Below are 23,144 nucleotides of genomic sequence, written 5' to 3'. Positions count from 1 at the left end.
GATCATGACCCTGCGCCCCACCCTGCTTCTCACGCTGTGCCTGCCGCTGGCCGTGCTGGCGCTGTCCGGCTGCGGCCGCGAGGCCGCACCGCCCGCCGACGCGCCGCGCGCGGTCAAGCTGGAAACCGTCGGCAGCGATGCCGCGCGCGACAGCACCCGCTACCTCGCCCAGGTGCGCCAGCAACAACGCGCCGATCTCGGCTTCGAAGGCGGCGGCCGCATCGCCGCCATCGCCGTGGACGTGGGCGACCGCGTGCGCGCCGGCCAGGTGCTCGCACGTCTGGACCCGGAACCGAACAACCTGCGCCTGCAGCAGGCCGAGGCCGGCGTCGGCATCGCCGCGGCAGACCTGCAGCAGCAGCAGACCCAGCTCGCCCAGCAGCAGGCCATGTTCGACGACGGCGCCGCCTCGGCCGCGACCCTGACCGCGGCCAAGAGCGCCTTCGCCGCGGCGCAGGCGAAGGTCCGCAGCGCGCAGTCGGACCTGGCGCTGGCGCGCCGCGCGGTGCGTCAATCGGAACTGCGCGCACCGTTCGACGGCAGCGTGGTGGCACGCCTGCAGCAGCCCGACAGTCTTGTGAGCGCGGGCCAGCCGGTCCTGCAACTGGACGGCGCCGATCGCGCGCAGGTGCTGGCGACGCTGCCGGCCGATCGCGCGGCGGCGCTGCAACCGGGCCAAAGCGTCCTCGCCTACCGCAGCAGCGCACCGCAGCAGGCGCTGCCGCTGCGCCTGCGCAGCGTGTCCGAACGCGTGGACGGCGGGGCCACCGTGCAGGCGCTGTTCGACAGCACCGGCGCCGACGCGGCGCAGCCGCGCAGCGGCGAATCGCTGCTGCTGGCCCTGCCCGACAGCGCCGCCGATCAGGCGCCGAGCGTGCCGTTGAGCGCGCTGATCCCGAGCATGGCCGACGGCCAGACCATGCTGTTCGTGTACCGCCAGGACAGCGGCAGCGTGCGCCGTCGTCAGGTCGTCACCGGGCACGCCGAGGGCGGCCGCGTGCAGATCCTGCGTGGCCTGGCTCCGGGCGAGCGCATCGTCGCCGCCGGCGCCGCCTTCCTCCACGACGGCCAGCACGTCGTGCCGTTCCGTCCCACCACCCGCCTCGGCACCACCTCGCCATGAACCTGACCCGCGCCACCCTGCAATCGAGCCGCCTGGCGCTGTTCAGCGCCGCCCTGATCCTGATCGGCGGCATCGTCACCTTTCTCGGTTTCCCCTCGCAGGAGGAACCCAGCGTGACCGTGCGCGATGCGATCGTGCAGGTCGGTTACCCCGGCATGCCGAGCGAGCGCGTGGAGAACCTGCTCGCGCGCCCGCTGGAGGAACGGCTGCGCGAAGTCAGCGGGCTGAAGAAGATCGTCACCACCATCCATCCCGGCAGCGCCATCGTGCAGGTCACCGCGCAGGACAGCGTCAAGGACCTGCCGGCGTTGTGGCAGCGGGTGCGCAGCAAGGCGGCCGAGGCCGGTGCCGAGCTGCCCGCGGGTACGCAGGGGCCGCTGGTCGACGACGACTTCGGCCGCGTCGCCATCGCCTCGATCGCCGTCACCGCGCCCGGCTTCAACACCGCCGAGATGCTCGGGCCGCTGCGGCAGATGCGTGCGCAGCTGTACGCCGTGCCGGGCGTCGAGCGGGTCACCTTCCACGGCCTGCAGGACGAGCGCGTCTATGTCGCCTTCGACCGCACCAAGCTGGGCGAGGCCGGCCTCACCCCGGCCGCGGTCGCGCAGCAACTGCGCGCGCAGAACGTGGTCGCCGGCGGCGGCCTGGTCGCCGCGTCGGGCATGGCGATGACCGTGACCACCTCCGGCGAAGTGCGCGATCTCGACGACCTGCGCAATGCCCCGATCGCCACGCAGGGCGCCGACGGCCCACGGCAGATCCCGCTGGCGCAGCTGGCGCGGATCGAGCTGATGCCGGTTGATCCGCCGGAGGCCGGCGCCATCTACCAGGGCCAGCCGGCGGTGGTGGTGGCGGTGTCGATGGCGCCGGGCAACAACGTCGCCGAGGTCGGCAAGGCGCTGCGCCGCACCCTGGGCGAGACCGCCAAGGCGCTGCCGGTGGGTTTCGCACAGCACGTGGTCACCTTCCAGGCCGACGTGGTCGAGCGCGAGATGGGCAAGATGCATCACGTGATGGGCGAGACCATCGTCATCGTGATGGCGGTGGTGATGCTGTTTCTCGGCTGGCGCACCGGCCTGATCGTCGGCGCGATCGTGCCATTGACCATCCTCGGCGCGCTGATCGCGATGCGGGTGTTGGGCGTGGAACTGCAGACCGTGTCCATCGCCGCGATCATCCTGGCGCTGGGTCTGCTGGTGGACAATGGCATCGTCATCGCCGAGGATATCGAACGGCGCCTGGCCGCCGGCGAGGAACGTCGCGCCGCCTGCGAGGCCGCCGGCCGCAGCCTGGCGATCCCGCTGCTGACTTCTTCCCTGGTGATCGTGCTGGCGTTCTCGCCGTTCTTCTTCGGCCAGACCAGCACCAACGAATACATGCGCTCGCTGGCGATCGTGCTGGCGGTGACCCTGCTCGGCTCGTGGCTGCTCAGCATCACCATCACCCCGCTGCTGTGCATGTACTTCGCCCGCGCGCATGCCGCGCCGGCCGATGGACATGGCGACAGCTACACCTCCAAGCCGTATCGGCTGTACCGGCGCACGATCGAGGCGCTGCTGGCGCACAAGGCGCTGTTCCTGGGCAGCATGCTCGCCCTGCTCGCCCTGGCGGTGACCGTGCTGGTCTCGGTGCCGTACAGCTTCCTGCCCAAGTCCGACCGCCTGCAGTTCCAGATGCCGGTGACCCTGCAACCGGGCAGCGATGCGCGCGAGACACTGCGCACCGTGCAGTCGATCAGCCAGTGGCTGGCCGACCGCCGGCAGAACCCGCAGATCGTCGACAGCATCGGCTACGTCGCCGACGGCGGCCCGCGCATCGTGCTCGGGCTGAACCCGCCGCTGCCGGCGGCCAACATCGCCTACTTTACCGTCAGCGTGCGGCCGGGCAGCGACATCGATGCGCTGATCGCCAAGGTGCGCTCCCACCTGCGCCAGGCCTACCCGGCGGTACGCGCCGAGCCCAAGCGATTCTCCCTGGGCTCGACCGAATCCGGCGTGGCGATCTACCGGGTGATCGGCCCGGACGAAACGCAACTGCGCCGGATCGCCGCCGGCATCGCCGACGCCCTGCGTGCCCTGCCCGGCACGCTGGACGTCAGCGACGACTGGGACAGCCGCATTCCGCGCTACGTGGTGCAGGTGGACCAGGCCAAGGCGCGCCGCGCCGGCGTCGCCAGCGAGGACATCGCCCAGGCGCTGCAACTGCGCTATGGCGGCGTGGACGCCTCGGTGATCCACGACGACGGCAGCTCCGTGCCGATCGTGCTGCGCGGCGACAGCGACCCGCATGCACGCGGCGGCAATCCCGGCGACACGCCGATCTACCCGTCCTCCGGCGCCGCGCCGCTACCGCTGGCGGCGATCGCCGACATCCAACTGAGTTCGGAACCCTCGACGATCCAGCGCCGCAACCTGAGCCGCGCCATCACCATCACCGGCCGCAACCCGGACCTGACCACCGACCAGGTGGTGGCCGCGCTGGCCGACAAGGTGGCGGCGCTGCGCCTGCCGCCGGGCTACCGCATCGAGATGGGCGGCGAACTGGAGGACGCCGCCGAAGCCAACCAGGCGCTGCTGCAATACATGCCGCATGCGCTGGGCGCGATCCTGCTGCTGTTCGTCTGGCAGTTCAATTCGTTCCGCAAGCTGTTCATCGTGGTCGCCAGCATTCCGTTCGTGTTGATCGGCGCCACCCTCGCGCTGCTGGTCACCGGTTATCCGTTCGGCTTCATGGCCACCTTCGGCCTGCTCGCACTGGCCGGCATCATCGTCAACAACGCGGTGCTGCTGCTCGAACGGATCGAGGCCGAGCTGGCCGATGGCCTGAGCCGGCACGAGGCGGTGATCGCCGCAGCGGTCAAGCGCCTGCGCCCGATCGTGATGACCAAGCTGACCTGCATCGTCGGCCTGATCCCGCTGATGCTGTTCGCCGGGCCGCTGTGGACCGGCATGGCCATCACCATGATCGGCGGTCTGGCCCTGGGCACGCTGGTGACCCTGGGGGTGATTCCGGTGCTGTACGACCTGCTGTTCGCACGCCGCGCCGGCAAGCCGGCGAAGGTCGCGGCATGAAGCGGCGGCGCTGGCACCGCGCGATCCTGCCCTGTGTCGTGCTGTGCATGGCGCTGTGCACCGGCGGCTGTGCCAGCGTCACCCTGCAACGCGTGGATGCGGCGCGCTACATCCAGGCCAAGCGCGGCGACGCGCTGAGCACCGCGCGCCCCAGCGATGCCGCACTGCAGACGCTGAACGTGGCCGGCCTCGACGCGGCACGCTGCACGGCGACGGTGCCGCCATGCATCGACCAGTTGCTCGGCAACGCCGACATGGACCAGGAACGTACCCTGGCGACGGCGGCGGAACTGTCGCTGCTGGCCGCGCAACGTGCCGCCAGGCAACGTCCGGCCAGCGATGCCACGCTGGCCGCCTGGCTGCAGACCGCGCGTTACGCCTACGCCTACCTGTTCTTCAGCGCACGCACGCCCAGCGAACGCGCCTTCGAGGAACGCCAGACCCAAGTGCGCGACTACTACAACTACGCCGTGCAGCAGGCGGTGACCGCGTTGTTCGCCCGCTACCGGCGGCATCCGCCGGCCACGCACGAGGCCGGCGCGCAGATCGCCGCCCTGCCCGACTGGACGGTGACGCTGGATGCCAGCGGCGTCGGCGACATGCCGATGCCCGAGACGATGCTGGCGGCCAGCGGCCTGCGTTTCGACGGACTGCGCAGCGTGTATCGGCGCGATGGCTTCGGCGCGGAGATGGTCGCGGTCCTGCCGCAGCCGGCGGCGGAGGCCATCCGCAGCACCGACGCCGCTCCTGTCTACAGCGACATGCCCACCCCCAACCTCACGGTGTTGCTGCGCTTCGATGGCCGCACGCTCAAGCAGGTGCTGGCCAGCCACAGCGCACACGTGGAGGTCCACGACCCCTCGCTCGGCGATCGGGTCACAATGGGCGGTGTCGACGTGCCGCTGGCGGCCAATTTCAGCGCCGGCTACGGCGTGTGGATGGCGCGCGCCGGTTTCGCCGCGCAATCGCTGCGCACCCTGCTCGGCCTCGGGCACGGCATCGACCGGCCGCACGTGTTCCTGACCCAGCCCTACGATCCGAACCGGCGCGTGCTGGTGCTGCTGCACGGGCTGGCCAGCAGCCCGGAAGCCTGGGTCAACTTGGCCAACGACCTGCTCGGCGATCCGCAGGTCCGCGCGCGCTATCAGATCTGGTTCGTCTACTACCCGACCAACCTGCCGATTCCCTACACCCACCTGCAGGTTCGCAACGCCCTGGAGCAGACGCTGGACCAGTTCGATCCGCAACGCCGCAGCGTCTCCGCACATGACATGGTGCTGATCGGGCACAGCATGGGCGGCGTGCTGGCGCGCTTGATGGTGTCTTCCAGCGACGGCGAGCGGCTGTGGCGAACCCTGTTCGACGGGGCGGCGCTGGATCCGCAGGCGCGCCAGGCACTGCACGCAAGGCTCGGACCGATGCTGCAGTTCGCACCGATGCCGGAAGTCTCCGAAGCGATCTTCCTGGCAACCCCGCAGCGCGGCACGCCCGAGGCCGCCGGCACGGTGGGCGAACTGGCACGCGCCGTGATCGGGCTGCCACGGCGCGTGCTCGACCAGTTCCAGGACATCGCGGGCAAGAACATGCTCGACGGGCTGCCCAACAGCATCGACAGCCTCAGCGACCACGACCCTTTCATCCTCGCCGCAGCGCAATTGCCGATCTCACCACAGGTGACCTATCACTCCATCATCGGGCAGGAGGATCCGCGCGTGCCGCTGGCGCAGTCCAGCGACGGCATCGTGCCGTACTGGAGCGCCCACCTGCCCGGCGCCGCCTCGGAAACGGTGATCGTCTCCGGACACAGCGTGCAACGCACGCCGCAGGCGATCCTGCAGATCCGCCGGCTGCTGCATTGAACTGGCGCAGCGCTAGCCCTTCATCGATGCAGCACCAGCCCCACTGTCCCTAAGGGAGAAGGAACCAAAAGCCCCTCTCCCACCGGGAGAGGGGTTGGGGTGAGGGTACGGGGCGCGCAGCGCCCGCACCAATGTGGCCATGCGAGGCGACGCCCGTACCCTCATCCGCCCCTGCGGGGCACCTTCTCCCGGAGGGAGAAGGGAGCAACCAAAGCCCCTCTCCCCTCGGGAGAGGGGTTGGGGTGAGGGTACGGGGCGCGCAGCGCCTGCACCAATCTGACCATGCGAGGCGACGCCCGGACCCTAATCCGCCCCTGCGGGGCACCTTCTCCCGGAGGGAGAAGGGAGCAACCAAAGCCCCTCTCCCCTCGGGAGAGGGGTTGGGGTGAGGGTACGGGCGCCCTCGCACATCCTGGATGCAGGCAGACAAGGAACAGCAGCACCACTCGCTCGAAGAAGCCAGCGATCCACTCGGCTTCCAGCGCATGCTTGCCGCATCTCGCAGCCGCCGCACACGGCCACCGCACGCATAAAAAAACACCCGGCAGTGCCGGGTGTTTTCGAAAGTGGCGTCCCCACGGGGATTCGAACCCCGGTCGCCACCGTGAAAGGGTGATGTCCTAGGCCTCTAGACGATGGGGACGCGGATAACGATGTTGCTTTGCGGACGGCCTATGTCCGAAAAGTTGGTGGAGCCAGCCGGGATCGAACCGGCGACCTCTTGCATGCCATGCAAGCGCTCTCCCAGCTGAGCTATGGCCCCACGTGTACTGGCAGAAGCGGAATCTTACCCGACTTCCTTCCGATGTACAAACCCCGCACTCAGTGCGTTCGGCAGAGCCGAACCCGGATGCGCGCGAGGAATTCCTGCGAAAAATGGCGTCCCCACGGGGATTCGAACCCCGGTCGCCACCGTGAAAGGGTGATGTCCTAGGCCTCTAGACGATGGGGACGCTGTATAACGATGTCGCCTTTGCGGACGGCCTATGTCCGAAAAGTTGGTGGAGCCAGCCGGGATCGAACCGGCGACCTCTTGCATGCCATGCAAGCGCTCTCCCAGCTGAGCTATGGCCCCACGTGCTGCGAGGAGCGGAATATTAACGATCGTGATCGGCACACGCAAGCGTTTTTTTCGGAACGTTCGCGACGCCGCACACGCCCTCGCCACGACCGGCTGCATCCGCACGCGCGCCTGCATTGCGCGACGTCTGCGCCTCACGTCCAACGATGGAGGCGACCTGCGGAACTCGCCGCACACGGCGCCAATCCGCCTCCGCAGCCCTCCGCCACTCGTGTCGATGATTGCCGATATCGGCACAACGGGTGGATTTGCGCGCCCCTTGCGCGGTCGGCAGGAACCGAATGCTTCGCCTAACGTGCGACGCACATATAGAGATGTGCTCGGGAAGTACCCATGGCCACTGCCATTCCCCCCGCCTCCTCCAACGACGGCAAATACAGCGCTGGCGGCGCGGCCGAACTGTCGGCTATACTCCGCGGCCGCGCCGAAGTGGCGGAATCGGTAGACGCAGCGGACTCAAAATCCGCCGCCCTTAAAAGCGTGTGGGTTCGAGTCCCACCTTCGGCACCAGGACTGACGGCAGCTTCGGCTGCCGTTTGTTTTTTGCGTGCCGCCGCGGCGCGCGTCGACGTCGATCACAGGTAAACGCTTCATCTTCCTGCGCGCGTTTGTCTAGGCGGTGGCAGTGACGGTCCCGCTATACTTTCCGTTCCCAAACCTTAACGAGCAAGCGATGTCGGCATTGCGGGGCCTGCGTATCCTGGTGGTCGAGAACGACGAAATGAACGCCACGCTGCTGGAGTTGCAGCTTGCCCAGGCCGGTGCCGAGGTGGTCGGCATCGCCGCATCCGTGCAGCAGGCCCTTGCGCTGATCGACAGCGAGCGCCCGGACCGGGCGGTGCTCGACTTCCGCCTCTCCGCCGGCGAAACCAGCGAACCGGTCGCCCGGGCGCTGAGCGAGCGTGGCACCCCCTTCGTACTCGCCACCGGCGTGGCCGCCGACGCGCTCCCTCCCGGTTTCGCCGCCGGCGTGGTGCTGACCAAGCCCTACCTGTCCGAGCAGCTGATCAAGGCCTTGCAGGACGCTCACGCCAAGACGACCGCACGCCCCTGAGAATCCTCGGTCGTAAGCCCGCCGCCTGGCGGGAACGCTTCGAGGAACTCCGCCATCAACGTCAAGGACTGTTCGCCGCCTCCTGTCCGGTTTCCCGCCGGCAGCGCCACGGGGGCCTTGCTGCGCGCCATCGATTGGCGTGAGCACGAACTGGGCCCGATGGAGCACTGGCCGCGGAGCCTGCTCACGGCGCTGTCGATCTGCCTGAACTCGCGGTTCCCGATGGCGGTGCGCTGGGGCGAGCGCCAGTTCAACCTGTACAACGACGCCTACGTGCCGATCCTCGGGTTGCGACACCCGCAAGGGTTCGCGCGGCCGATGGAAGAGGTATGGCCGGACGTCTGGCCCGAGGTGCGGGCGCAGGCCGACCAGGTGATGGCCAGTGGCGAATCGACCTGGAACGAACACATCCCGTTGACGATGATGCGCAACGGCTATGGCGAGCAGGTGTATTTCACCTTCTCCTACAGCCCGCTGTTCGACGACGAAGGCGGCATCGCCGGCGTGCTATGCGTGTGCACCGAGGACACGGCGCGGATCACCCTGGCGCGCGAACGCGACACGCTGCTGAAGGCGCTGGACGCGCAACGTGCGCAGATGGCTGATGCCTTCGAGCAGTCGCCGGCGGCGCTGGCGATCCTGCGCGGCCCGGATTACGTGATCGAGACCGTCAACCGGCGCTACCAGCAGCTGGTCGGACCGCGCGAAGTGGTCGGCCGGCCGCTGACCGAGGCCATCCCCGAAATCCAGCATCAGGGCGTCATTGGCCTGCTCGACAACGTCCGCACCAGCGGCGTGCCGTTCATCGACGAGTCGATGACCTTCCAGCTGTGCCGTAGTCCGCACGAAGCGACCTCGGACACCACGCTGGAATGCGTGTACCAGCCGATGCACGACGCCGAGGGCCGGGTCAGCGGAATCCTGGTGCATGGCATCGACCGCACCGAACAGGCGCGCGCGCAGGCGCACGACAGCTTCCTGCTGATGCTCGAGGACACCCTGCAGAACCTGCACAGCACCGAAGCCATCTGCGAGACCGGTGCCGCCCTGCTCGGCCAGCACCTCGGCGCCAATCGCTGCGCCTACGCGATCGTCGAGGCCGACGAGGACGTGTTCGACGTGCGCGCCGACTACGTCGACGGCGCCTCGCACCTGACCGGGCGCTCGCGCTTCAGCGATTTCGGCAGCGACCTGCTGGACTGCATGCGCGAAAACCGGCCGTGGGTGGTGCAGGACACCGAGACCCACCAGCCGCCGATGCGCCTGGACGACCAGAACTACCGTCGTCTGGGCATGCGCGCCGTGCTGACCGCGCCGCTGCACAAGGCCGGCCGCCTGGTGGCCGCGATCGGCGTGCACCACGCCCAGCCGCGCGTGTGGACCTCGGCCGAGATCGAGCTGGTGCGGCTGGTGGCGGCGCGCTGCTGGGAATCGATGCAACGCGCGGGCGCGCAAAGCGCACTGACCAGCAGTGCGGCGCGCCTGAGCGAACTGGCCGATGCGATGCCGCAGATCGTGTTCACCGCCATGCCCGACGGCCACGTCGACTACTTCAACCGCCGCTGGTACGAGTACACCGGGCTGCCGGTCGGCGAGGCCGGCTACGACAGCTGGCGCCATGTGCACACCGAGGAAGGCCTGGCACGGGTGATGGAGGTGTGGCCGGAAGCGCTGCGCAGCGGCAAGCCGTACGAGATCGAGTACCCGCTGCGCCGCCACGACGGCGAGTACCGCTGGCATCTCGGCCGCGCCCTGCCGATCCGCGACGACAGCGGCCGCATCGTGCGCTGGATCGGCACCAACACCGACATCCACGACCGCCGTCTGGTCGAGCAGCGCCTGCAGGAAAGCGAACTGCGCTTCCGCCAGCTGTGCGACAACGCGCCGGTGATGATCTGGATGTCCAATGCCGACGGCGACTGCGAATACATCAGCCGCCAGTGGTATCTGTTCACCGGGCAGAGCGAGCAGGAGGCGCTGGGCAGCGGCTGGCAGGAAATGATCCATGCCGACGACCTGGCCACGGTCGGCCGTACCCTGGCGCGCGCCTGCGCCGACCGCCGCGCCTACACCGTGGAATACCGCCTGCGCCGCCACGACGGCGAGTACCGCTGGTGCGTGGACACCGCCACGCCGCGCTTCAGTTCGTCCGGCCAGTTCCTGGGCTTCATCGGCTCGCTGCTGGACATCGCCGAGCGCAAGCGCATCGAGAATGCCACCACCGCCGAGCGTGCGGCGCTGGAGATGATCACCACCGGCAAGCCGCTGAGCACGGTGCTGGAGGCGATCGCGCGCGGCATCGAGTCGCAGAGCGATGTCGGCCTGCGCTGCACCATCATGCTGGTCGACGAGCACCGCCAGTGCCTGCTGGAAGGCGCCGCGCCGAGCATGCCGCCCGCCTTCCGCAAGGCGGTGCAGCGCCTGCCGATCGACCCCAACACCGGCTGCTGCGGGCGCGCCGCCTATCTGCGCCGGCAGGTGCTGTGCAGCGACGTGCGGGTGAACCCGCATTGGCAGGCGTATCTGGCGACCGCCCTGGAGGCGGACATCGTCGCCTGCTGCTCGACGCCGATCCTGGCCAGCGACGGCGAAGTGCTGGGCGTGGTCGCGCTGTACTACCCGTTCGTGCACTACCCCAACCCGCACGAACAGGATCTTGCGCGCTCCGCCTCGCACCTGGCCGGCATCATCATCGAGCGCCGCGGCACCGACCTGCGCCTGCAGCAACTGCTTGCCGCCGAGCAGAGCGCGCGCAGCGAGGCCGAACGCGCCAGCCGCATGAAGGACGAGTTCCTGGCCACGCTCAGCCACGAGCTGCGCACGCCGCTGAACGCGATCCTGGGCTGGTCGCGGCTGATGCAGGACGATGCGGTGCGCCAGAAGGACCTGACCAAGGGCCTGGAGGTGATCGAGCGCAGCGCGCATTCGCAGGCGCAGATCATCGACGACCTGTTGGACATGAGCGCCATCCTGTCCGGCAAGGTCCGCCTGGAGGCCGGCGAGCTGGACCTGGGCGCACTGCTCAGCGAGACCATCGATGCGGCGCGCCCCGGCGCGCAGAACAAGGGCATCGACATCGTGCTGGTCGCCGACGAAGCGACCGCCCTGCCCTATCTGGGCGATCGGGTGCGGCTGCAGCAGGTGCTGACCAATCTGATCGGCAACGCCATCAAGTTCACCCCCAGCGCCGGCACGGTCACGGTGACCCTGGACAGCACCAGCACCCACGTCCGCATCGCCGTCGGCGATACCGGCATCGGCATCGACCCGGCGTTCCTGCCGCACGTGTTCGACCGCTTCCGCCAGGCCGACGCGAGCAGCACGCGCAGCGCCGGCGGCCTCGGCCTGGGCCTGGCGATCGCCAAGCAGCTGGCCGAACTGCACCAGGGACAGTTGTCGGTCAGCAGCGACGGCGTCGGCCTCGGCGCAACCTTCACCCTGCTGCTGCCGCGCAACGACGTGCAGAGCCTGGATCCGATCCGCCGTGGCAACGACGCCGCGCTGTCCGGCGGCATGCTGCGGCGCGACGGCATTCGCCTGGATGGCGTGCGCGTGCTGGTGGTGGACGACGACATGGATTCTCGGGGCGTCACCCAGCGCTTCCTGCAGGAAGCCGGTGCCGTGGTCGAGGCCGCGGTCTGCGCCGACGATGCCGAAGCGCTGCTGCGCGAACGGCAGTATGCGCTGCTGGTCAGCGACGTCGGCATGCCGCGCCGCGACGGCCACAGCCTGATCCGCAGCATCCGCGCCCGTGGTGCCGGCGCAGCCAGCCGCATCCCGGCCATCGCGCTGACCGCCTACGTGCGCAGCGAGGATCGCGCGCTGGCCCTGGAGGCCGGCTTCGACGCGCACCTGGGCAAGCCGGTGGATCCGGTCAAGCTGCTCGGGCTGGCCGCATCGCTGGTGGCGCCGGTACCGGCCGCGCTCGCCACCGACCAGAGCCAAAGCGCCGAATCGGCCTGAGTCGGCGCTGCGCGGCCGCACCGTGTGGCCGGCACTGGATGCACCGGCGCGAGCGCGCCGGATTTTTTCTGCTGGAACCTCAGCTGCGCTTGGCGCGCGCGAACGCGTCGGCCAGCGCGCTGTTGACCGGCGCCGCGGCAGCCGGCCGCGGCTTGGCATTGCCGCCGCCCGCATTGCCACGCCCGTCGCGCTCGCGCCGCGGCGGGCCGCCGGCGCCACGTGCGTCGCGGTCGCGGTCGCGGTCGGCCGGACGCGCCGGCGCCGGCGTGTCGTCCAGGCGCCGGGTCAGCGCGATGCGCTTGCGCGCCACGTCCACTTCCAGCACCTTGACCTTGACGATGTCGCCGGCCTTGACCACGTCGCGCGGATCCTTGACGTAGCTGTCCGAGAGCGCGGAGATGTGCACCAGGCCATCCTGGTGCACGCCGATGTCGACGAACGCGCCGAAGGCGGCGACGTTGCTGACCACGCCTTCCAGCACCATGCCCGGCTTGAGGTCCTTGATGTCCTCCACGCCGTCGGCGAAGCGCGCCGCCTTGAACTCCGGGCGCGGGTCGCGGCCCGGCTTCTCCAGTTCCTTGAGGATGTCGCGTACGGTCGGCAGGCCGAACTTCTCGTCGGTGAACTGGTCCGGCTTGAGTCCGCGCAGGAAACCGCCATCGCCGATCAGCGCCTTGATCGGCTTGCCGGTGGCACCGACGATGCGCTCGACCACCGGATAGGCTTCCGGGTGCACCGCCGAAGCGTCCAGCGGCTCCTCGCCATCGGCGATGCGCAGGAAGCCGGCGCATTGTTCGAACGTCTTGTCGCCCAGCCGCGGCACCTTGAGCAGGTCCTTGCGGCGCTTGAACGGGCCGTTGTCGTCGCGGTGGCGCACGATGTTATCGGCCACGCTCGACGACAGCCCGGACACGCGCGACAGCAGCGCCGCCGAGGCGGTGTTGACGTACACGCCGACCGCGTTCACGCAATCCTCCACCCTGGCGTCCAGCGCCCGCGCCAGGCGGTACTGGTCGACGTCGTGCTGGTACTGGCCCACGCCGATCGCCTTGGGCTCGATCTTGACCAGTTCCGCCAGCGGATCCTGCAGGCGCCGCGCGATCGACACCGCGCCGCGCAGCGACACGTCGAGCTGCGGGAACTCCTTGGCGGCGAACTCGGACGCCGAATACACCGAGGCGCCAGCTTCACTGACCACGATCTTTTCCAGCTTCAGCTGCGGGTTCTGCTTGATCAGGTCCGCGGCCAGCTTGTCGGTCTCGCGGCTGGCGGTGCCGTTGCCGATCGCGATCAGTTCGACGCCGTGCTGCGTGCACAGCTGCCGCAGCGTGTGCAGCGACTGGTCCCACTGCCGGCGCGGCTCGTGCGGATAGATGGTGTCGGTGGCCAGCAGCTTGCCGGTGGCGTCGACCACCGCGATCTTGCAGCCGGTGCGGATGCCCGGGTCCAGGCCCAGGGTCACGCGCGGCCCGGCCGGCGCGGCCAGCATCAGGTCCTGCAGGTTGTCGCCGAACACCGCGATCGCCTCGGCCTCGGCCTTTTCGCGCGCCTGGTTGAACAGGTCCAGCAGCAGGTGCATATGCAGCTTGGCGCGCCAGGTCAGACGACAGGCATCCAGCAGCCAGCGGTCGCCCGGGCGGCCCTGGTTGGCGATGCCGGCGCGCAGCGCGACGCGGCCTTCGGCATACTGGTGGCCGGCTTCGGCCTCGCTGCCGGGATCCAGCTCCAGATACACGATCTCCTCGCGACGCGCGCGGAACAGCGCCAGCAATCGGTGCGAAGGAATCTTGGCCAGTGCTTCGGCGTGATCGAAGTAGTCGCGGTACTTGGCGCCTTCCTGCTCCTTGCCCTCGGCCACGCGGGCGCGGATGACGCCCACCTCGCCCAGCCAGGTGCGCAGTTCGCCGACCAATGCGGCATCCTCGCCCCAGCGCTCCATCAAGATTGCGCGCGCGCCTTCCAGCGCGGCCTTGACGTCGGCCACGCCCCTGTCGGCATCGACGAAGCCGGCGGCGAAGGTTTCCGGCACCTGGCTCGGATCGGCCAGCAAGCCGTCGGCCAGCGGCTCCAGACCGGCCTCGCGGGCGATCTGCGCACGGGTACGGCGCTTGGGCTTGTACGGCAGGTACAGGTCTTCCAGCCGCGACTTGGTGTCGGCGGCGACGATCTCCGCACGCAGTTCGTCGCTGAGCTTGCCCTGCTCGGCGATGCTGGCGAGCACCGCGGCGCGGCGCTCTTCCAGTTCGCGCAGATAAGTCAGGCGCACTTCCAGGTTGCGCAACTGGGTGTCGTCGAGCCCGCCGGTGACTTCCTTGCGGTAGCGTGCGATGAACGGGACGCTGGCGCCCTCGTCGAGCAAGGCGATGGCGGCGCGCGCCTGCGCCGGCTGCGCGCCGATCTCGGCGGCGATGGTGTTGGCGATCTGCTGGGCGAGCTGAGTGTCGTGCATTGCGTCCGGCCGAAGCCGCCTTGCGGAAAACCCGCATTTTCGCAGTGCGCGCGCCGCCGGGGAACCCGTTGACAGGCGCGCGCCAAGCTGGCGGCGTCAGGTGACGCCGTTCGGCCCGTCCAGCACCATGCGCACCTTGCGGATCAGTTCCTGGCGGTTGTACGGCTTGGCCAGCACCTCGAACTCGTTGCCGCCGGCATCGGTACGCTCGATCGAGGACTCGGCATAGCCGGTGGTCAGCAGCACCTTGATCTTGGGCCGGCGCCGCCGCGCCTCGCGCGCCAGCATCACCCCGTTGAGGCCGCCGGGCATGATCAGGTCCGAATACAGCAGGTCCACGTGCACGCCGGTGTCTAGCAGCTCCAGCGCCTCGCGCGCGTTGTACACCACGTGCGTGGCATAGCCTTGGTCGCCCAGGAACAGCCGCGCCAGTTCGGCGATGTCCGGACGGTCCTCGACGATCAGGATGGTCTCGTCGCCCTGGCGATCGAACGGGCGGCGCGTGCGCGAATCGCGCGGGGCCATGTTCTCGACGTTGTCGTCGATCGGGAAGTACAGGCGCACGGTGGTGCCGTGGCCCTCCTCCGAATACAGGCGCACCGCGCCGCCGGACTGCTTGGCGAATCCGTAGACCATGGACAGGCCCAGGCCGGTGCCCTTGCCCTCTTCCTTGGTGGTGAAAAACGGATCCAGCACGCGCGCCAGCACTTCAGGCGGCATGCCGCTGCCGTTGTCGGTGATCGACACGCACACGTAGTGGCCGGGCAGCAGGTTGTCGTAGGTGGTGGGTTCGTCCGCGCGCACCGAGACGTTGCGGGTCTGGATCACCAGACGCGGCGCCGCCTGGTCGGCCATCGCATCGCGCGCATTGATCAGGATGTTGAGCAGCGCCACTTCGGCCTGGGTCGGGTCGATCCGGCAGTTGCGCAGGTCCGGCGACAGTTCCAGCGAGAACGCGATGCCGTCGCCCAGCGTGCGCTCGGCCACATCGCTCATCCCGGCCACCAGGGCATTGAGATTGAGCACGCGTCCTTCCAGCTTCTGCTTGCGCGCGAACGCCAGCAGCTGCTGGGTCAGGCGCGCGGCCTGGCCGGCGGCATCGCGAGCGCGGTCCACGCTCTTGCGCAGCAGCGACGGATTCAGCGGGTCGCTCTCGACCGCGTGCTCGATCAGTTCCAGATACCCGGACATGACCTGCAGCAGGTTGTTGAAGTCGTGCGCGATGCCGCCGGTGAGCTGACCCAGCGCCTCCATCTTCTGCGCCTGGCGCAGCGCGTCCTCGGCATCGCGGCGGCGGCTGACGTCCAGTTGCGAACCGAAGAAATACACCAGCTCGCCGCGGTCGTCATACACCGGGGAGATATACAGCGCGTTCCAGAAGCTGGAACCGTCCTTGCGGTAGTTGAGGATCTCCACCGCCACTTCGTCATGCGACTTGATCGCATCGCGGACGCTGCGTACGGTCTCGCGATCGGTGTCCGGCCCTTGCAGGAAGCGGCAGTTATTGCCGATCAATTCCTCGCGACCGTAACCGGTCATTTCCAGGAACGCGCGGTTGACGAAGATGATCGGATTGTCCGGCTGCCGCGGATCGGTCACGATCATCGGCATGCGCGTGGTCTGTACCGCAGCGAAGAAAATATCGCTGCGCTGGTTGGACATGTCGGTGGGGGCGTTCGGGTCGACGGTCGTCGGCGGCGCCGAGGTGTTGCTGGTTTCTGGTGCGGGCATGGTCGGTGGCAGGTCGATGCGAACCGTCGCTGGCCCGCCTAGGCGAGCGGCCACACCGGGGTTCGCACGCCGGCGTCAACGCGAATAATACCTGTGCAAGCGTTCTACCACGATATCGTCCTGCAGCGACTCCAGCGCCATGATCCGCACCTGCCGATCGCTCAATGCCAGCACGCGCTCGACATAGATCTCCGGGCCTGCCTCGGTTTCCTTCATGGACTTGCGGAAACCGTAGGGCACGACGCCCTTCTCTCCGTCCTTGCTGCCACCGATATACAGAACGACCGACATGACGCTTCCTCTACAGGGAATTCGTGGAACTGGCGCGCACCATACACAGCGCGATGTGAGGGACTTCTGCACCGAGATTAATCGCGGCTGTTTGCCCGAACATGACGTCCGCGGCGGCTCACGCGGACTTAACCGGACCTGCGCCTAAGTCGCACATCCTTTCTGCGCCGGGGCGTCATGGATCTCAAGAGCGGTTATCCCTTCTGGTCGGTCCGCAACGGCCTGATGCAGAGCTTTCCGCAGCTGCGCGACGACGTGCGCTGCGATGTCGCGGTCGTCGGCGGCGGTATCACCGGCGCCTTGATCGCCGAAGAACTGAGCGCGCACGGGCATGCCGTGACGGTCCTGGAGCAGCGCGACATCGGCTGGGGCAGCACCGCGGCCAGCACCGCCCTGCTGCAGTACGAGATCGACACCCATCTGATCGATCTGGCCAAGCGCTATGGCGAACCTGCCGCCGCCCTCGCCTACGGCGCCTGCGCGCAGGCGCTGGAGCAGTTGCGCGACCTGGTCCGGCCGCTGCGCGATGTCGACTTCGGCTGGAACGACAGCCTGTACTACGCCAGCAAACGCCGCCACGTGCGGGTGCTGCTGGAAGAGCTGGAAGTGCGCGCGCGACACGGCCTGGACGTGGAATGGCTGGACGCGCAGACGCTGGACACGGACTACGGCCTGCAGGCGCACGGCGCGATCCTCAGCCACCAGGCGGCACGGGTGGATCCGTACCGCCTCACCTATCGCCTGCTCGGCCGCGCCTTCCGACGCGGCGTCGGCGTCTACGACCGCACCCGCATCGCGCGGATCGTGGTCACTGGCCGCGGCGTGACCCTGCACACCGATCAGGGCGCGCAGGTGCGCGCCGGCCATGTGGTGATGGCCGCCGGCTACGCCAACCAGCACTGGCTGGATCAACGCGTGGCCCGCAACCGCAGCAGCTATGCCTTCGTCAGCGACCCGCTCGAGCCTTCCGTCCTCGGCCCATTGCGCGACACCATGATCTGGGAAAGTGCGCGGCCGTATCTGTACCTGCGCAGCACCGGCAACGGCCGCATCGTCGCCGGCGGCGAGGACGACAGCGTGGACGTGCCGGCGCGCCGCGACGCGCGCGTGGACAGCAAGGCGCGCACGCTGTCGCGCAAGATCGCCAAGGTGATGCCGGGACTGGAGCTGCAGCCGACCTTCGCCTGGGCCGGCACCTTCGCCGAGACCGAGGACGGCCTGCCGTTCTTCGGCCCGCACCCGCAGCACGGCCCGCGCGTGCAGTTCGCCATGGCCTACGGCGGCAACGGCATCACCTACAGCATGATCGGCGCCGGCCTGCTGCGCGCCCAGATCGAGCGGCATGCGCACCCGCTCAAGCGCCTGTTCGGTTTTTCCCGGCTCGACTGACCCGAGCCACCAACAAGCGCCACTGGTACATCCGTACGAGTGGCTTCAGCCGCGACCGGGACGTTCCCGGGAACGCCCGTCGCGGCTGAAGCCGCTCCTGCGCGGCAACGTCGTGCATTGCGAAAGCAGCGATTTGCGGACGCCACGCGTTCAACCCGTCCCCGGCCACCAACCCCGACCGTACAGCGCATAGCGATCGGCGGCGCGTTCCAATGGATTGCGCACGCTGACCCCGCCGCAGGCCAGGTACACCGGCAGGAACAGCGGCCCGAGCAGCATGTACTGCAGCACGTGCGCACGTTCGTGGTCGCCGAGCCGTACCGCAGGATGCCGGCAGCGACCGGCAGCGTGTTCGTAGGTGGCGCAGGCCACGTCCAGATCGTCTGCGCTGAGCAGGATCACGTTGCCCAGCGTCATCGCCCCGCGTGGCCGCATCGGCACGCGTTCGAACACCAGCGCCAGTTCGCGTCGGCTGAAGCGCAGGCGCGCACCGAAGGCCAGCGCGATGGTCCCGACGAGCATGCCCAGGACAGTGTTCGGCGAGGTCCAGAGAACGCCGACGGCGATGCCGGCACGGCGCCAGACCCGCGACAGCGGCCGCGTCAATCGGCTTCGTTGGGAATCAGCAGCCACAGGATCAGATAGACCAGGATGCCGGGGAAGGCGGCCGAGACGATCGACCCGACCACGTACAGCACCCGCAGCAGAGTTGCATTCCAGCCGAAGCGGTGGGCGATCCCGCCCATCACGCCCGCGATCATGCGGTCGTTCAACGAGCGCGACAGAGAACGGGGTTGCGACATGGCAGCGGCTCCAGCGACGGCGGCCGGCTCACTCTACGCGCGCCGGCGCGGGCGCGGCGTGACGGCGCAATGCCGCCAATTGTTGCTCGAACCAGGCCGCCGCCTCCTGCTCCGGCCGGCCAGGACAGGCGACACGGTAGGCGCTTCCGCTGACGCTGCTGCGGCTGGCGCCGCGCGCGATGAACTGCTCGGCGCTGTCCACCAGGTCGCGCGAACGCAGTGCCGCATACTTGCGCTGCAGATGCGCCTCGGCCTCGCGACCGGAGTACCAGGTCCCGTTGCGTTGGAACCGGCACGGCGAGGACTGCAACGCCGCCAGCAGTCCGCGGATTTCACGGTCGGCCGCGGCCGCAGGCGCAGCGATGCCGCGCTCCACGCTCAGCCAGGCCAGCGCCACCGCCAAGACGACGCCAGCAAGACGCGCCCCTGGCGGCACGACGCGTCGCCGCTGGCGCTCAGTGCCCGCCATCGCGCTCGGCCAGCCACTGATGCAGCGCCGCCGGCACTTCGCGTTGGGCGCGGCCGGAGACGTAGATACCGATATGGCCGCCGCGGAAACTCAGTTCGGCGTAGTCGCGGCTGCCGACCACGCCGCGCAGCGCCCGCGACGCGTCCGGCGGCACCAGGTGGTCCTGCTCGGCATAGACGTTGAGCACCGGCATGGTGACCCGACCCAGGTCCACCGTGTGCGCACCGATGTGCGCGCGCCCGTGCATCAGCGCGTTGTCCTGATAGAACTGCTTGACGAACTCGCGGAAGGTCTCGCCGGCCAGATCCGGCGAATCGAAGATCCATTTCTCCATGCGCAGGAAGTCCTCCAGCGCCCGCGGATCGTCGAGGATGTCGAGCAGGCCGACGTACTTCTGCAGGTTCAGGCGGAACGGCTTGAGCATCAGGTAGCTGACGTTCATCAGGTCCGCCGGCACGTTGCCCAGCGTGTCCACGAACAGGTCGACGTCGACCTGGCGCGCCCAGTTGGACAGCATGTTGTCCGGGGTGTGGAAATCCACCGGGGTGACCATGGTGACCAGGTTGCGTACCTTCTCCGGCTGCAGCGCCGCGTAGCACAGCGAGAACGTCCCGCCCTGGCAGATGCCGAGCACGTTGACCGGCGCGCCGCCGCCGGCGGAACGCAGATGGTCCACCGCGCCGTCGATGTAGCGCAGCAGGTAGTCCTCCAGCGTCAGGTAGCGCTCGGAGCGGTCCGGGTAACCCCAGTCCAGCACATAGACGTCCTCGCCCAGCGCCAGCAGGCCCTGCACCAGCGAGCGGTCGGCCTGCAGGTCGACCATGTACGGGCGATTGACCAGGGCATAGACGATCAGCAGCGGCACCTTGGCGGTGGGCGGGCGTTCGCCGACGAAGCGGTACAGCACCACCTTGCCGTCGCGCCACACTTCCTGGCGCGCGGTGGCGCCGTAGTCCACCGTGTCCAGGCCTGGCAGCACGCGCAGACCTTCGAGCAGCTTGCGCTGCAGCTCCAGGGTTTCCTGGACCAGATCGTCGCTACTGAAACTCAGCGGTCCCTTCATGCGCGACTCCGGCGTGCCGCCGGCGTGGTCCCGGCCCGCCGCGGCTTGGCGGCGGGCGTGGCCTTCGCTGGCGTGGCGGCGTTGGATTTGGATTTGGATTTGGGCGCGACGGCTGCCGCCCGCGCAGGGGCCGACTTGGCCGCGGTCTTCCTGGGGCTTTTCTGCGGCGCAGCCGGGGCCGTGGCAACCGGTGCAGGTCCGGCTGCGGCAGTCGCGCCCTGCCCTTCGCCGCGCTCCAGCCGCCGCAGCCGCCGTTCCAAGTCGGCGATGCGCCGATGCGCGGCATCCAGTTCGGTACGCGTGGGCAGGCCCACCTGCTCGCACACCTGCTCGGTCTCGCGCTGCAGCAGGGCGCGCAGGCGCATCTGCGCGTTCGCGACGTCGGCATAGACCTGGCGGAACTCCGGCGACAGCGCGGCCGCCGCATACGCTTCCTCGGCCGCGTCGATCCACAGATCGAACATCGCCCGCGCGTTGGTCAGTTGCCGGCCCGGATCCTCGTGCGCGCGCAGCTTCTCCTCGAACAGGCCGAAAGCGCGGTCGATGGCGCCCTGCAGCAGCCCCAGATAGGCCTGCAACTGCGCCTGATAGTCCTGCTGGGCCTTGGCCAGCGCCCGCCAGCGCGCCTGGTGGTTGCGCGCCGGGCCGAACCCGGGCATCTGCAACCATGGGCCACTGTCGCGTTGCAGGTCCTGCAGCCACTGCGCCGCCTGCTGCAGCCAGGGGTCGATCCCGGCCTGGCCGGCCCCGCGCACCGCACCCAGCAGCCACTGCAGCAACTGCTCGCGTTGACCCTGTACCTGTCGCTTCCAGGCGTCAGCGACGTCGGCACTGCTGGCGTCGCGACCGGCGAACTGCGCTGCCACCTGCTGCATCGCGCCGAGCCAGTCGCCGGCCTGCTGCTGGAACTGCGCCAGCGCGTCCTCGGCCTGCGGCGCGCTGCCGCGCGGCAGCCACTGGCTCCAGGCCGCGATCGCCTCGCGCCAGGAACCGGCGCCATCGCCAGCCGCGGGGGACGCGGGGGCCACGGCGCCCTGGCGCAATGCGGCGCTCCAGGCCTCCCAGTACTGCCGCGTCATCGCCTCGAAATCGCCGGCGCCACCGCCGCTAGCCTTCATCGCCACTCTCCAGACCTGGCCCGCGATGATAGCAACCCGCTGCGATCAGGGCTTGGGGATGCGTAGCGTCTTGCTGATCATCAGCGAGCCGGACAGCGCGAACAGCAGCGCCAGCGGGTGCAGCAGCCACGGTCCCAACCGCCACTCGCCCCACCACAAGGCGTCGCCGATATGGCCCAGGTGCGCGGCGATCGCCAGCACGATGACCAGGCCCAGGCTGCTCGGGATCGGCGTGCCCTCGAAGTACGGCACCTTGTCGCCGTCGCCGGCGATCTGCTCGGCGGTGACGTTGTAGCGGGCCAGGCGGCTGACCCCGCAGCAGACGAAGAAACTCAGCACCAGCCAGTCCCAACCGCCCTGCATGCCGCAGGCGTAGGCCAGCGCCGCCGGGGCCACGCCGAAGGAGATCACGTCGGCGAGCGAGTCCAGCTCGCGGCCCAGGGTCGAGGACGACTTGCGCCAGCGCGCCACCCGCCCGTCCAGCGCGTCGAACACGAATGCCAGCGGGATCAGTGCCATGCCGAACAGCAGGTCGCTGCGGCGGCCGTCCTGCAGGAAGCGCATCGCCGCGAACACCGCGCCGGTGCCGCAGAAGGCGTTGGCGAGGGTGAACCAGTCGGCCAGCTGGAACTCGCGCAGCATGGAGAAGTGGCGTTTCATCGGCATAACGTGGCGGATCCGGCGTGAGCGGCGAGCGACGGCACAGGGTAGCGTGGCGCCGCCGCACTGGCGAGCGGCCGCTGCCAGGCGTCACGGCGCGCTGCTACGCTGATCGCCCCCCACTCCGCGCAGGTACTCCCCATGCAGACCGTCCTGATCACCGGCGCCGCCAGCGGCATCGGCGCCGGCATCGCCCACGCACTGGCCGCCGACGGCCGCCACATCGTCGTCAGCGACCTCGATCTCCAGGCCGCCGAAACGGTCGCCGCGCAGGTGCGCCAGGCCGGCGGCTCGGCCGAGGCGGTGGCGCTGGACGTAGCCAGTGCGGACAGCATCGCCGCGGCGCTGGCGGCCGTCAGCCGGCCGGTGGACGTGCTGGTCAACAACGCCGGGCTGCAGCATGTGGCGCCGCTGCAGGAGTTCCCGATGGACAAGTGGAGCCTGCTGGTGGAGGTGATGCTGACCGGGGTCGCCCGGCTGACCCAGGCGGTGCTGCCTGGCATGCGCGAACGCGGCTTCGGCCGCATCGTCAACATCGGCAGCATCCACTCGCTGGTCGCCAGCCCATACAAGAGCGCCTACGTCGCCGCCAAGCACGGCCTGGTCGGCTTCTCCAAGGTGATCGCACTGGAGACCGCCGACACCGACATCACCATCAACACGCTCTGCCCCAGCTACGTGAAAACGCCGCTGGTGGACAGGCAGATCGCCGACCAGGCGCGCACCCGCGGCATTTCCGAAGCCGACGTGATCGCCCAGGTGATGCTCAAGCCGATGCCCAAGGGCGTGTTCATCGCCTACGACGAACTGGCCGGCTGCGTGGCGTTCCTGGCCTCGCCGGCGGCGCGCAACATCACAGCGCAGACGATCGCCATCGACGGCGGCTGGACCGCGCAGTAGCGCTGCGGCAAGCGCGCACGTGCGCCTGCTGGATCGCGCGATCGACGCTGGTCAAATTTTCGCCATTGCGGCGGCGGCCGTTGCGGCACAACGCCACTGGCATCTTATCCACAGCGTTCG

General features: G+C 69.2%; 16 protein-coding genes and 5 tRNA genes. 8 read left to right on the top strand and 13 right to left on the bottom strand.

Annotation, left to right across the window (positions count from 1 at the left end; genetic code table 11):
- Window positions 1-4: 4 nt before the first annotated feature.
- The 3 genes from SLW56_RS08830 to SLW56_RS08820 are packed head-to-tail and all read left to right on the top strand — an operon-like array spanning window position 5 to window position 6,053.
- On the top strand, window positions 5-1,123 hold the full coding sequence (locus SLW56_RS08830) for an efflux RND transporter periplasmic adaptor subunit (protein WP_267099796.1): 1,119 nt from the start codon (window positions 5-7) through the stop codon (window positions 1,121-1,123).
- Window positions 1,120-4,194 (top strand): efflux RND transporter permease subunit, encoded by a 3,075-nt coding sequence (locus SLW56_RS08825; protein ID WP_320694700.1) that lies wholly within the window; start codon window positions 1,120-1,122, stop codon window positions 4,192-4,194. The genes SLW56_RS08830 and SLW56_RS08825 overlap by 4 nt, the downstream gene beginning before the upstream one ends.
- Complete coding sequence (locus SLW56_RS08820; RefSeq protein WP_320694699.1) at window positions 4,191-6,053, top strand: alpha/beta hydrolase; 1,863 nt, start codon at window positions 4,191-4,193, stop codon at window positions 6,051-6,053. Before SLW56_RS08825 ends, SLW56_RS08820 begins: the two co-directional genes overlap by 4 nt.
- 567 nt (window positions 6,054-6,620) lie before the next feature.
- On the opposite strand, the gene SLW56_RS08815 is transcribed toward SLW56_RS08820, so the two are convergent.
- The 4 genes from SLW56_RS08815 to SLW56_RS08800 form a co-directional block, all read right to left on the bottom strand.
- Window positions 6,621-6,696 (bottom strand) — tRNA-Glu (locus SLW56_RS08815).
- A gap of 44 nt (window positions 6,697-6,740) precedes the next feature.
- Window positions 6,741-6,816 (bottom strand) — tRNA-Ala (locus tag SLW56_RS08810).
- Window positions 6,817-6,930: 114 nt separating this feature from the next.
- Window positions 6,931-7,006, bottom strand: a tRNA-Glu gene (locus SLW56_RS08805).
- 46 nt (window positions 7,007-7,052) lie between these two features.
- Window positions 7,053-7,128 (bottom strand) — tRNA-Ala (locus SLW56_RS08800).
- Window positions 7,129-7,557: 429 nt separating this feature from the next.
- On the opposite strand from SLW56_RS08800, the gene SLW56_RS08795 reads away from it, so the two are divergent.
- The 3 genes from SLW56_RS08795 (at window position 7,558) to SLW56_RS08785 (ending at window position 12,151) form a co-directional block, all read left to right on the top strand.
- Window positions 7,558-7,644 (top strand) — tRNA-Leu (locus SLW56_RS08795).
- Between the two features lie 163 nt (window positions 7,645-7,807).
- On the top strand, window positions 7,808-8,188 hold the full coding sequence (locus SLW56_RS08790; RefSeq protein WP_017909846.1) for a response regulator: 381 nt from the start codon (window positions 7,808-7,810) through the stop codon (window positions 8,186-8,188).
- 159 nt (window positions 8,189-8,347) lie between these two features.
- Window positions 8,348-12,151: a PAS domain-containing protein gene (locus SLW56_RS08785; RefSeq protein WP_320694698.1), complete on the top strand. Its 3,804-nt coding sequence runs from the start codon at window positions 8,348-8,350 to the stop codon at window positions 12,149-12,151.
- Between the two features lie 79 nt (window positions 12,152-12,230).
- Here the strand turns inward: SLW56_RS08785 and SLW56_RS08780 are convergent, their stop codons facing one another.
- From SLW56_RS08780 to SLW56_RS08770, 3 genes are all read right to left on the bottom strand, one after another.
- Window positions 12,231-14,600 (bottom strand): Tex family protein, encoded by a 2,370-nt coding sequence (locus SLW56_RS08780; protein ID WP_320694697.1) that lies wholly within the window; start codon window positions 14,598-14,600, stop codon window positions 12,231-12,233.
- 96 nt (window positions 14,601-14,696) lie between these two features.
- Window positions 14,697-16,331, bottom strand: coding sequence for a hybrid sensor histidine kinase/response regulator (locus tag SLW56_RS08775; protein ID WP_152237240.1), 1,635 nt, complete (start codon window positions 16,329-16,331; stop codon window positions 14,697-14,699).
- 75 nt (window positions 16,332-16,406) lie between these two features.
- Complete coding sequence (locus SLW56_RS08770; protein WP_017907884.1) at window positions 16,407-16,622, bottom strand: hypothetical protein; 216 nt, start codon at window positions 16,620-16,622, stop codon at window positions 16,407-16,409.
- A gap of 177 nt (window positions 16,623-16,799) precedes the next feature.
- Here SLW56_RS08770 and SLW56_RS08765 point away from each other — a divergent pair, with 177 nt between their 5' ends.
- On the top strand, window positions 16,800-18,011 hold the full coding sequence (locus SLW56_RS08765; RefSeq protein WP_320694696.1) for an FAD-dependent oxidoreductase: 1,212 nt from the start codon (window positions 16,800-16,802) through the stop codon (window positions 18,009-18,011).
- Window positions 18,012-18,161: 150 nt separating this feature from the next.
- Here the strand turns inward: SLW56_RS08765 and SLW56_RS08760 are convergent, their stop codons facing one another.
- The 6 genes from SLW56_RS08760 to SLW56_RS08735 are packed head-to-tail and all read right to left on the bottom strand — an operon-like array spanning window position 18,162 to window position 22,124.
- A complete protein-coding gene (locus SLW56_RS08760; RefSeq protein WP_017913022.1) occupies window positions 18,162-18,617 on the bottom strand; it encodes a hypothetical protein in 456 nt (151 codons plus the stop codon).
- A complete protein-coding gene (locus tag SLW56_RS08755) occupies window positions 18,614-18,814 on the bottom strand; it encodes a PspC domain-containing protein (protein ID WP_026144177.1) in 201 nt (66 codons plus the stop codon). Before SLW56_RS08755 ends, SLW56_RS08760 begins: the two co-directional genes overlap by 4 nt.
- Window positions 18,815-18,842: 28 nt before the next feature.
- On the bottom strand, window positions 18,843-19,217 hold the full coding sequence (locus SLW56_RS08750; protein WP_148828215.1) for a DUF5329 family protein: 375 nt from the start codon (window positions 19,215-19,217) through the stop codon (window positions 18,843-18,845).
- A 52-nt stretch (window positions 19,218-19,269) separates the two neighbouring features.
- A complete protein-coding gene (locus SLW56_RS08745; RefSeq protein WP_267092262.1) occupies window positions 19,270-20,346 on the bottom strand; it encodes a class III poly(R)-hydroxyalkanoic acid synthase subunit PhaC in 1,077 nt (358 codons plus the stop codon).
- A complete protein-coding gene (gene phaE, locus SLW56_RS08740) occupies window positions 20,343-21,464 on the bottom strand; it encodes a class III poly(R)-hydroxyalkanoic acid synthase subunit PhaE (RefSeq protein ID WP_267099785.1) in 1,122 nt (373 codons plus the stop codon). Before phaE ends, SLW56_RS08745 begins: the two co-directional genes overlap by 4 nt.
- A 45-nt stretch (window positions 21,465-21,509) precedes the next feature.
- Complete coding sequence (locus tag SLW56_RS08735; RefSeq protein ID WP_017909499.1) at window positions 21,510-22,124, bottom strand: CDP-alcohol phosphatidyltransferase family protein; 615 nt, start codon at window positions 22,122-22,124, stop codon at window positions 21,510-21,512.
- A gap of 141 nt (window positions 22,125-22,265) precedes the next feature.
- On the opposite strand from SLW56_RS08735, the gene SLW56_RS08730 reads away from it, so the two are divergent.
- Window positions 22,266-23,024: a 3-hydroxybutyrate dehydrogenase gene (locus SLW56_RS08730; protein ID WP_043092076.1), complete on the top strand. Its 759-nt coding sequence runs from the start codon at window positions 22,266-22,268 to the stop codon at window positions 23,022-23,024.
- Window positions 23,025-23,144: the final 120 nt, after the last annotated feature.

It is taken from the genome of Xanthomonas sp. LF07-6 (assembly GCF_034105445.1).
Taxonomy (GTDB): Bacteria; Pseudomonadota; Gammaproteobacteria; order Xanthomonadales; family Xanthomonadaceae; genus Xanthomonas_A; species Xanthomonas_A sontii.
The sequence above is the reverse complement of the archived record's forward strand: the minus strand, read 5'-3'. Positions and strand labels throughout refer to the sequence as shown.

What these genes read in the sequence shown, in the direction of transcription:
- SLW56_RS08745 (WP_267092262.1), bottom strand. Translation starts at nt 20,346, where the DNA reads ATGAAGGGACCGCTGAGTTTCAGTAGCGACGATCTGGTCCAGGAAACC.
- SLW56_RS08735 (WP_017909499.1), bottom strand. Translation starts at nt 22,124, where the DNA reads ATGAAACGCCACTTCTCCATGCTGCGCGAGTTCCAGCTGGCCGACTGG.
- phaE (WP_267099785.1), bottom strand. Translation starts at nt 21,464, where the DNA reads ATGAAGGCTAGCGGCGGTGGCGCCGGCGATTTCGAGGCGATGACGCGG.
- SLW56_RS08785 (WP_320694698.1), top strand. Translation starts at nt 8,348, where the DNA reads ATGGAGCACTGGCCGCGGAGCCTGCTCACGGCGCTGTCGATCTGCCTG.
- SLW56_RS08765 (WP_320694696.1), top strand. Translation starts at nt 16,800, where the DNA reads ATGGATCTCAAGAGCGGTTATCCCTTCTGGTCGGTCCGCAACGGCCTG.
- SLW56_RS08755 (WP_026144177.1), bottom strand. Translation starts at nt 18,814, where the DNA reads ATGTCGCAACCCCGTTCTCTGTCGCGCTCGTTGAACGACCGCATGATC.
- SLW56_RS08830 (WP_267099796.1), top strand. Translation starts at nt 5, where the DNA reads ATGACCCTGCGCCCCACCCTGCTTCTCACGCTGTGCCTGCCGCTGGCC.
- SLW56_RS08790 (WP_017909846.1), top strand. Translation starts at nt 7,808, where the DNA reads ATGTCGGCATTGCGGGGCCTGCGTATCCTGGTGGTCGAGAACGACGAA.
- SLW56_RS08730 (WP_043092076.1), top strand. Translation starts at nt 22,266, where the DNA reads ATGCAGACCGTCCTGATCACCGGCGCCGCCAGCGGCATCGGCGCCGGC.
- SLW56_RS08775 (WP_152237240.1), bottom strand. Translation starts at nt 16,331, where the DNA reads ATGCCCGCACCAGAAACCAGCAACACCTCGGCGCCGCCGACGACCGTC.
- SLW56_RS08780 (WP_320694697.1), bottom strand. Translation starts at nt 14,600, where the DNA reads ATGCACGACACTCAGCTCGCCCAGCAGATCGCCAACACCATCGCCGCC.
- SLW56_RS08825 (WP_320694700.1), top strand. Translation starts at nt 1,120, where the DNA reads ATGAACCTGACCCGCGCCACCCTGCAATCGAGCCGCCTGGCGCTGTTC.
- SLW56_RS08820 (WP_320694699.1), top strand. Translation starts at nt 4,191, where the DNA reads ATGAAGCGGCGGCGCTGGCACCGCGCGATCCTGCCCTGTGTCGTGCTG.
- SLW56_RS08770 (WP_017907884.1), bottom strand. Translation starts at nt 16,622, where the DNA reads ATGTCGGTCGTTCTGTATATCGGTGGCAGCAAGGACGGAGAGAAGGGC.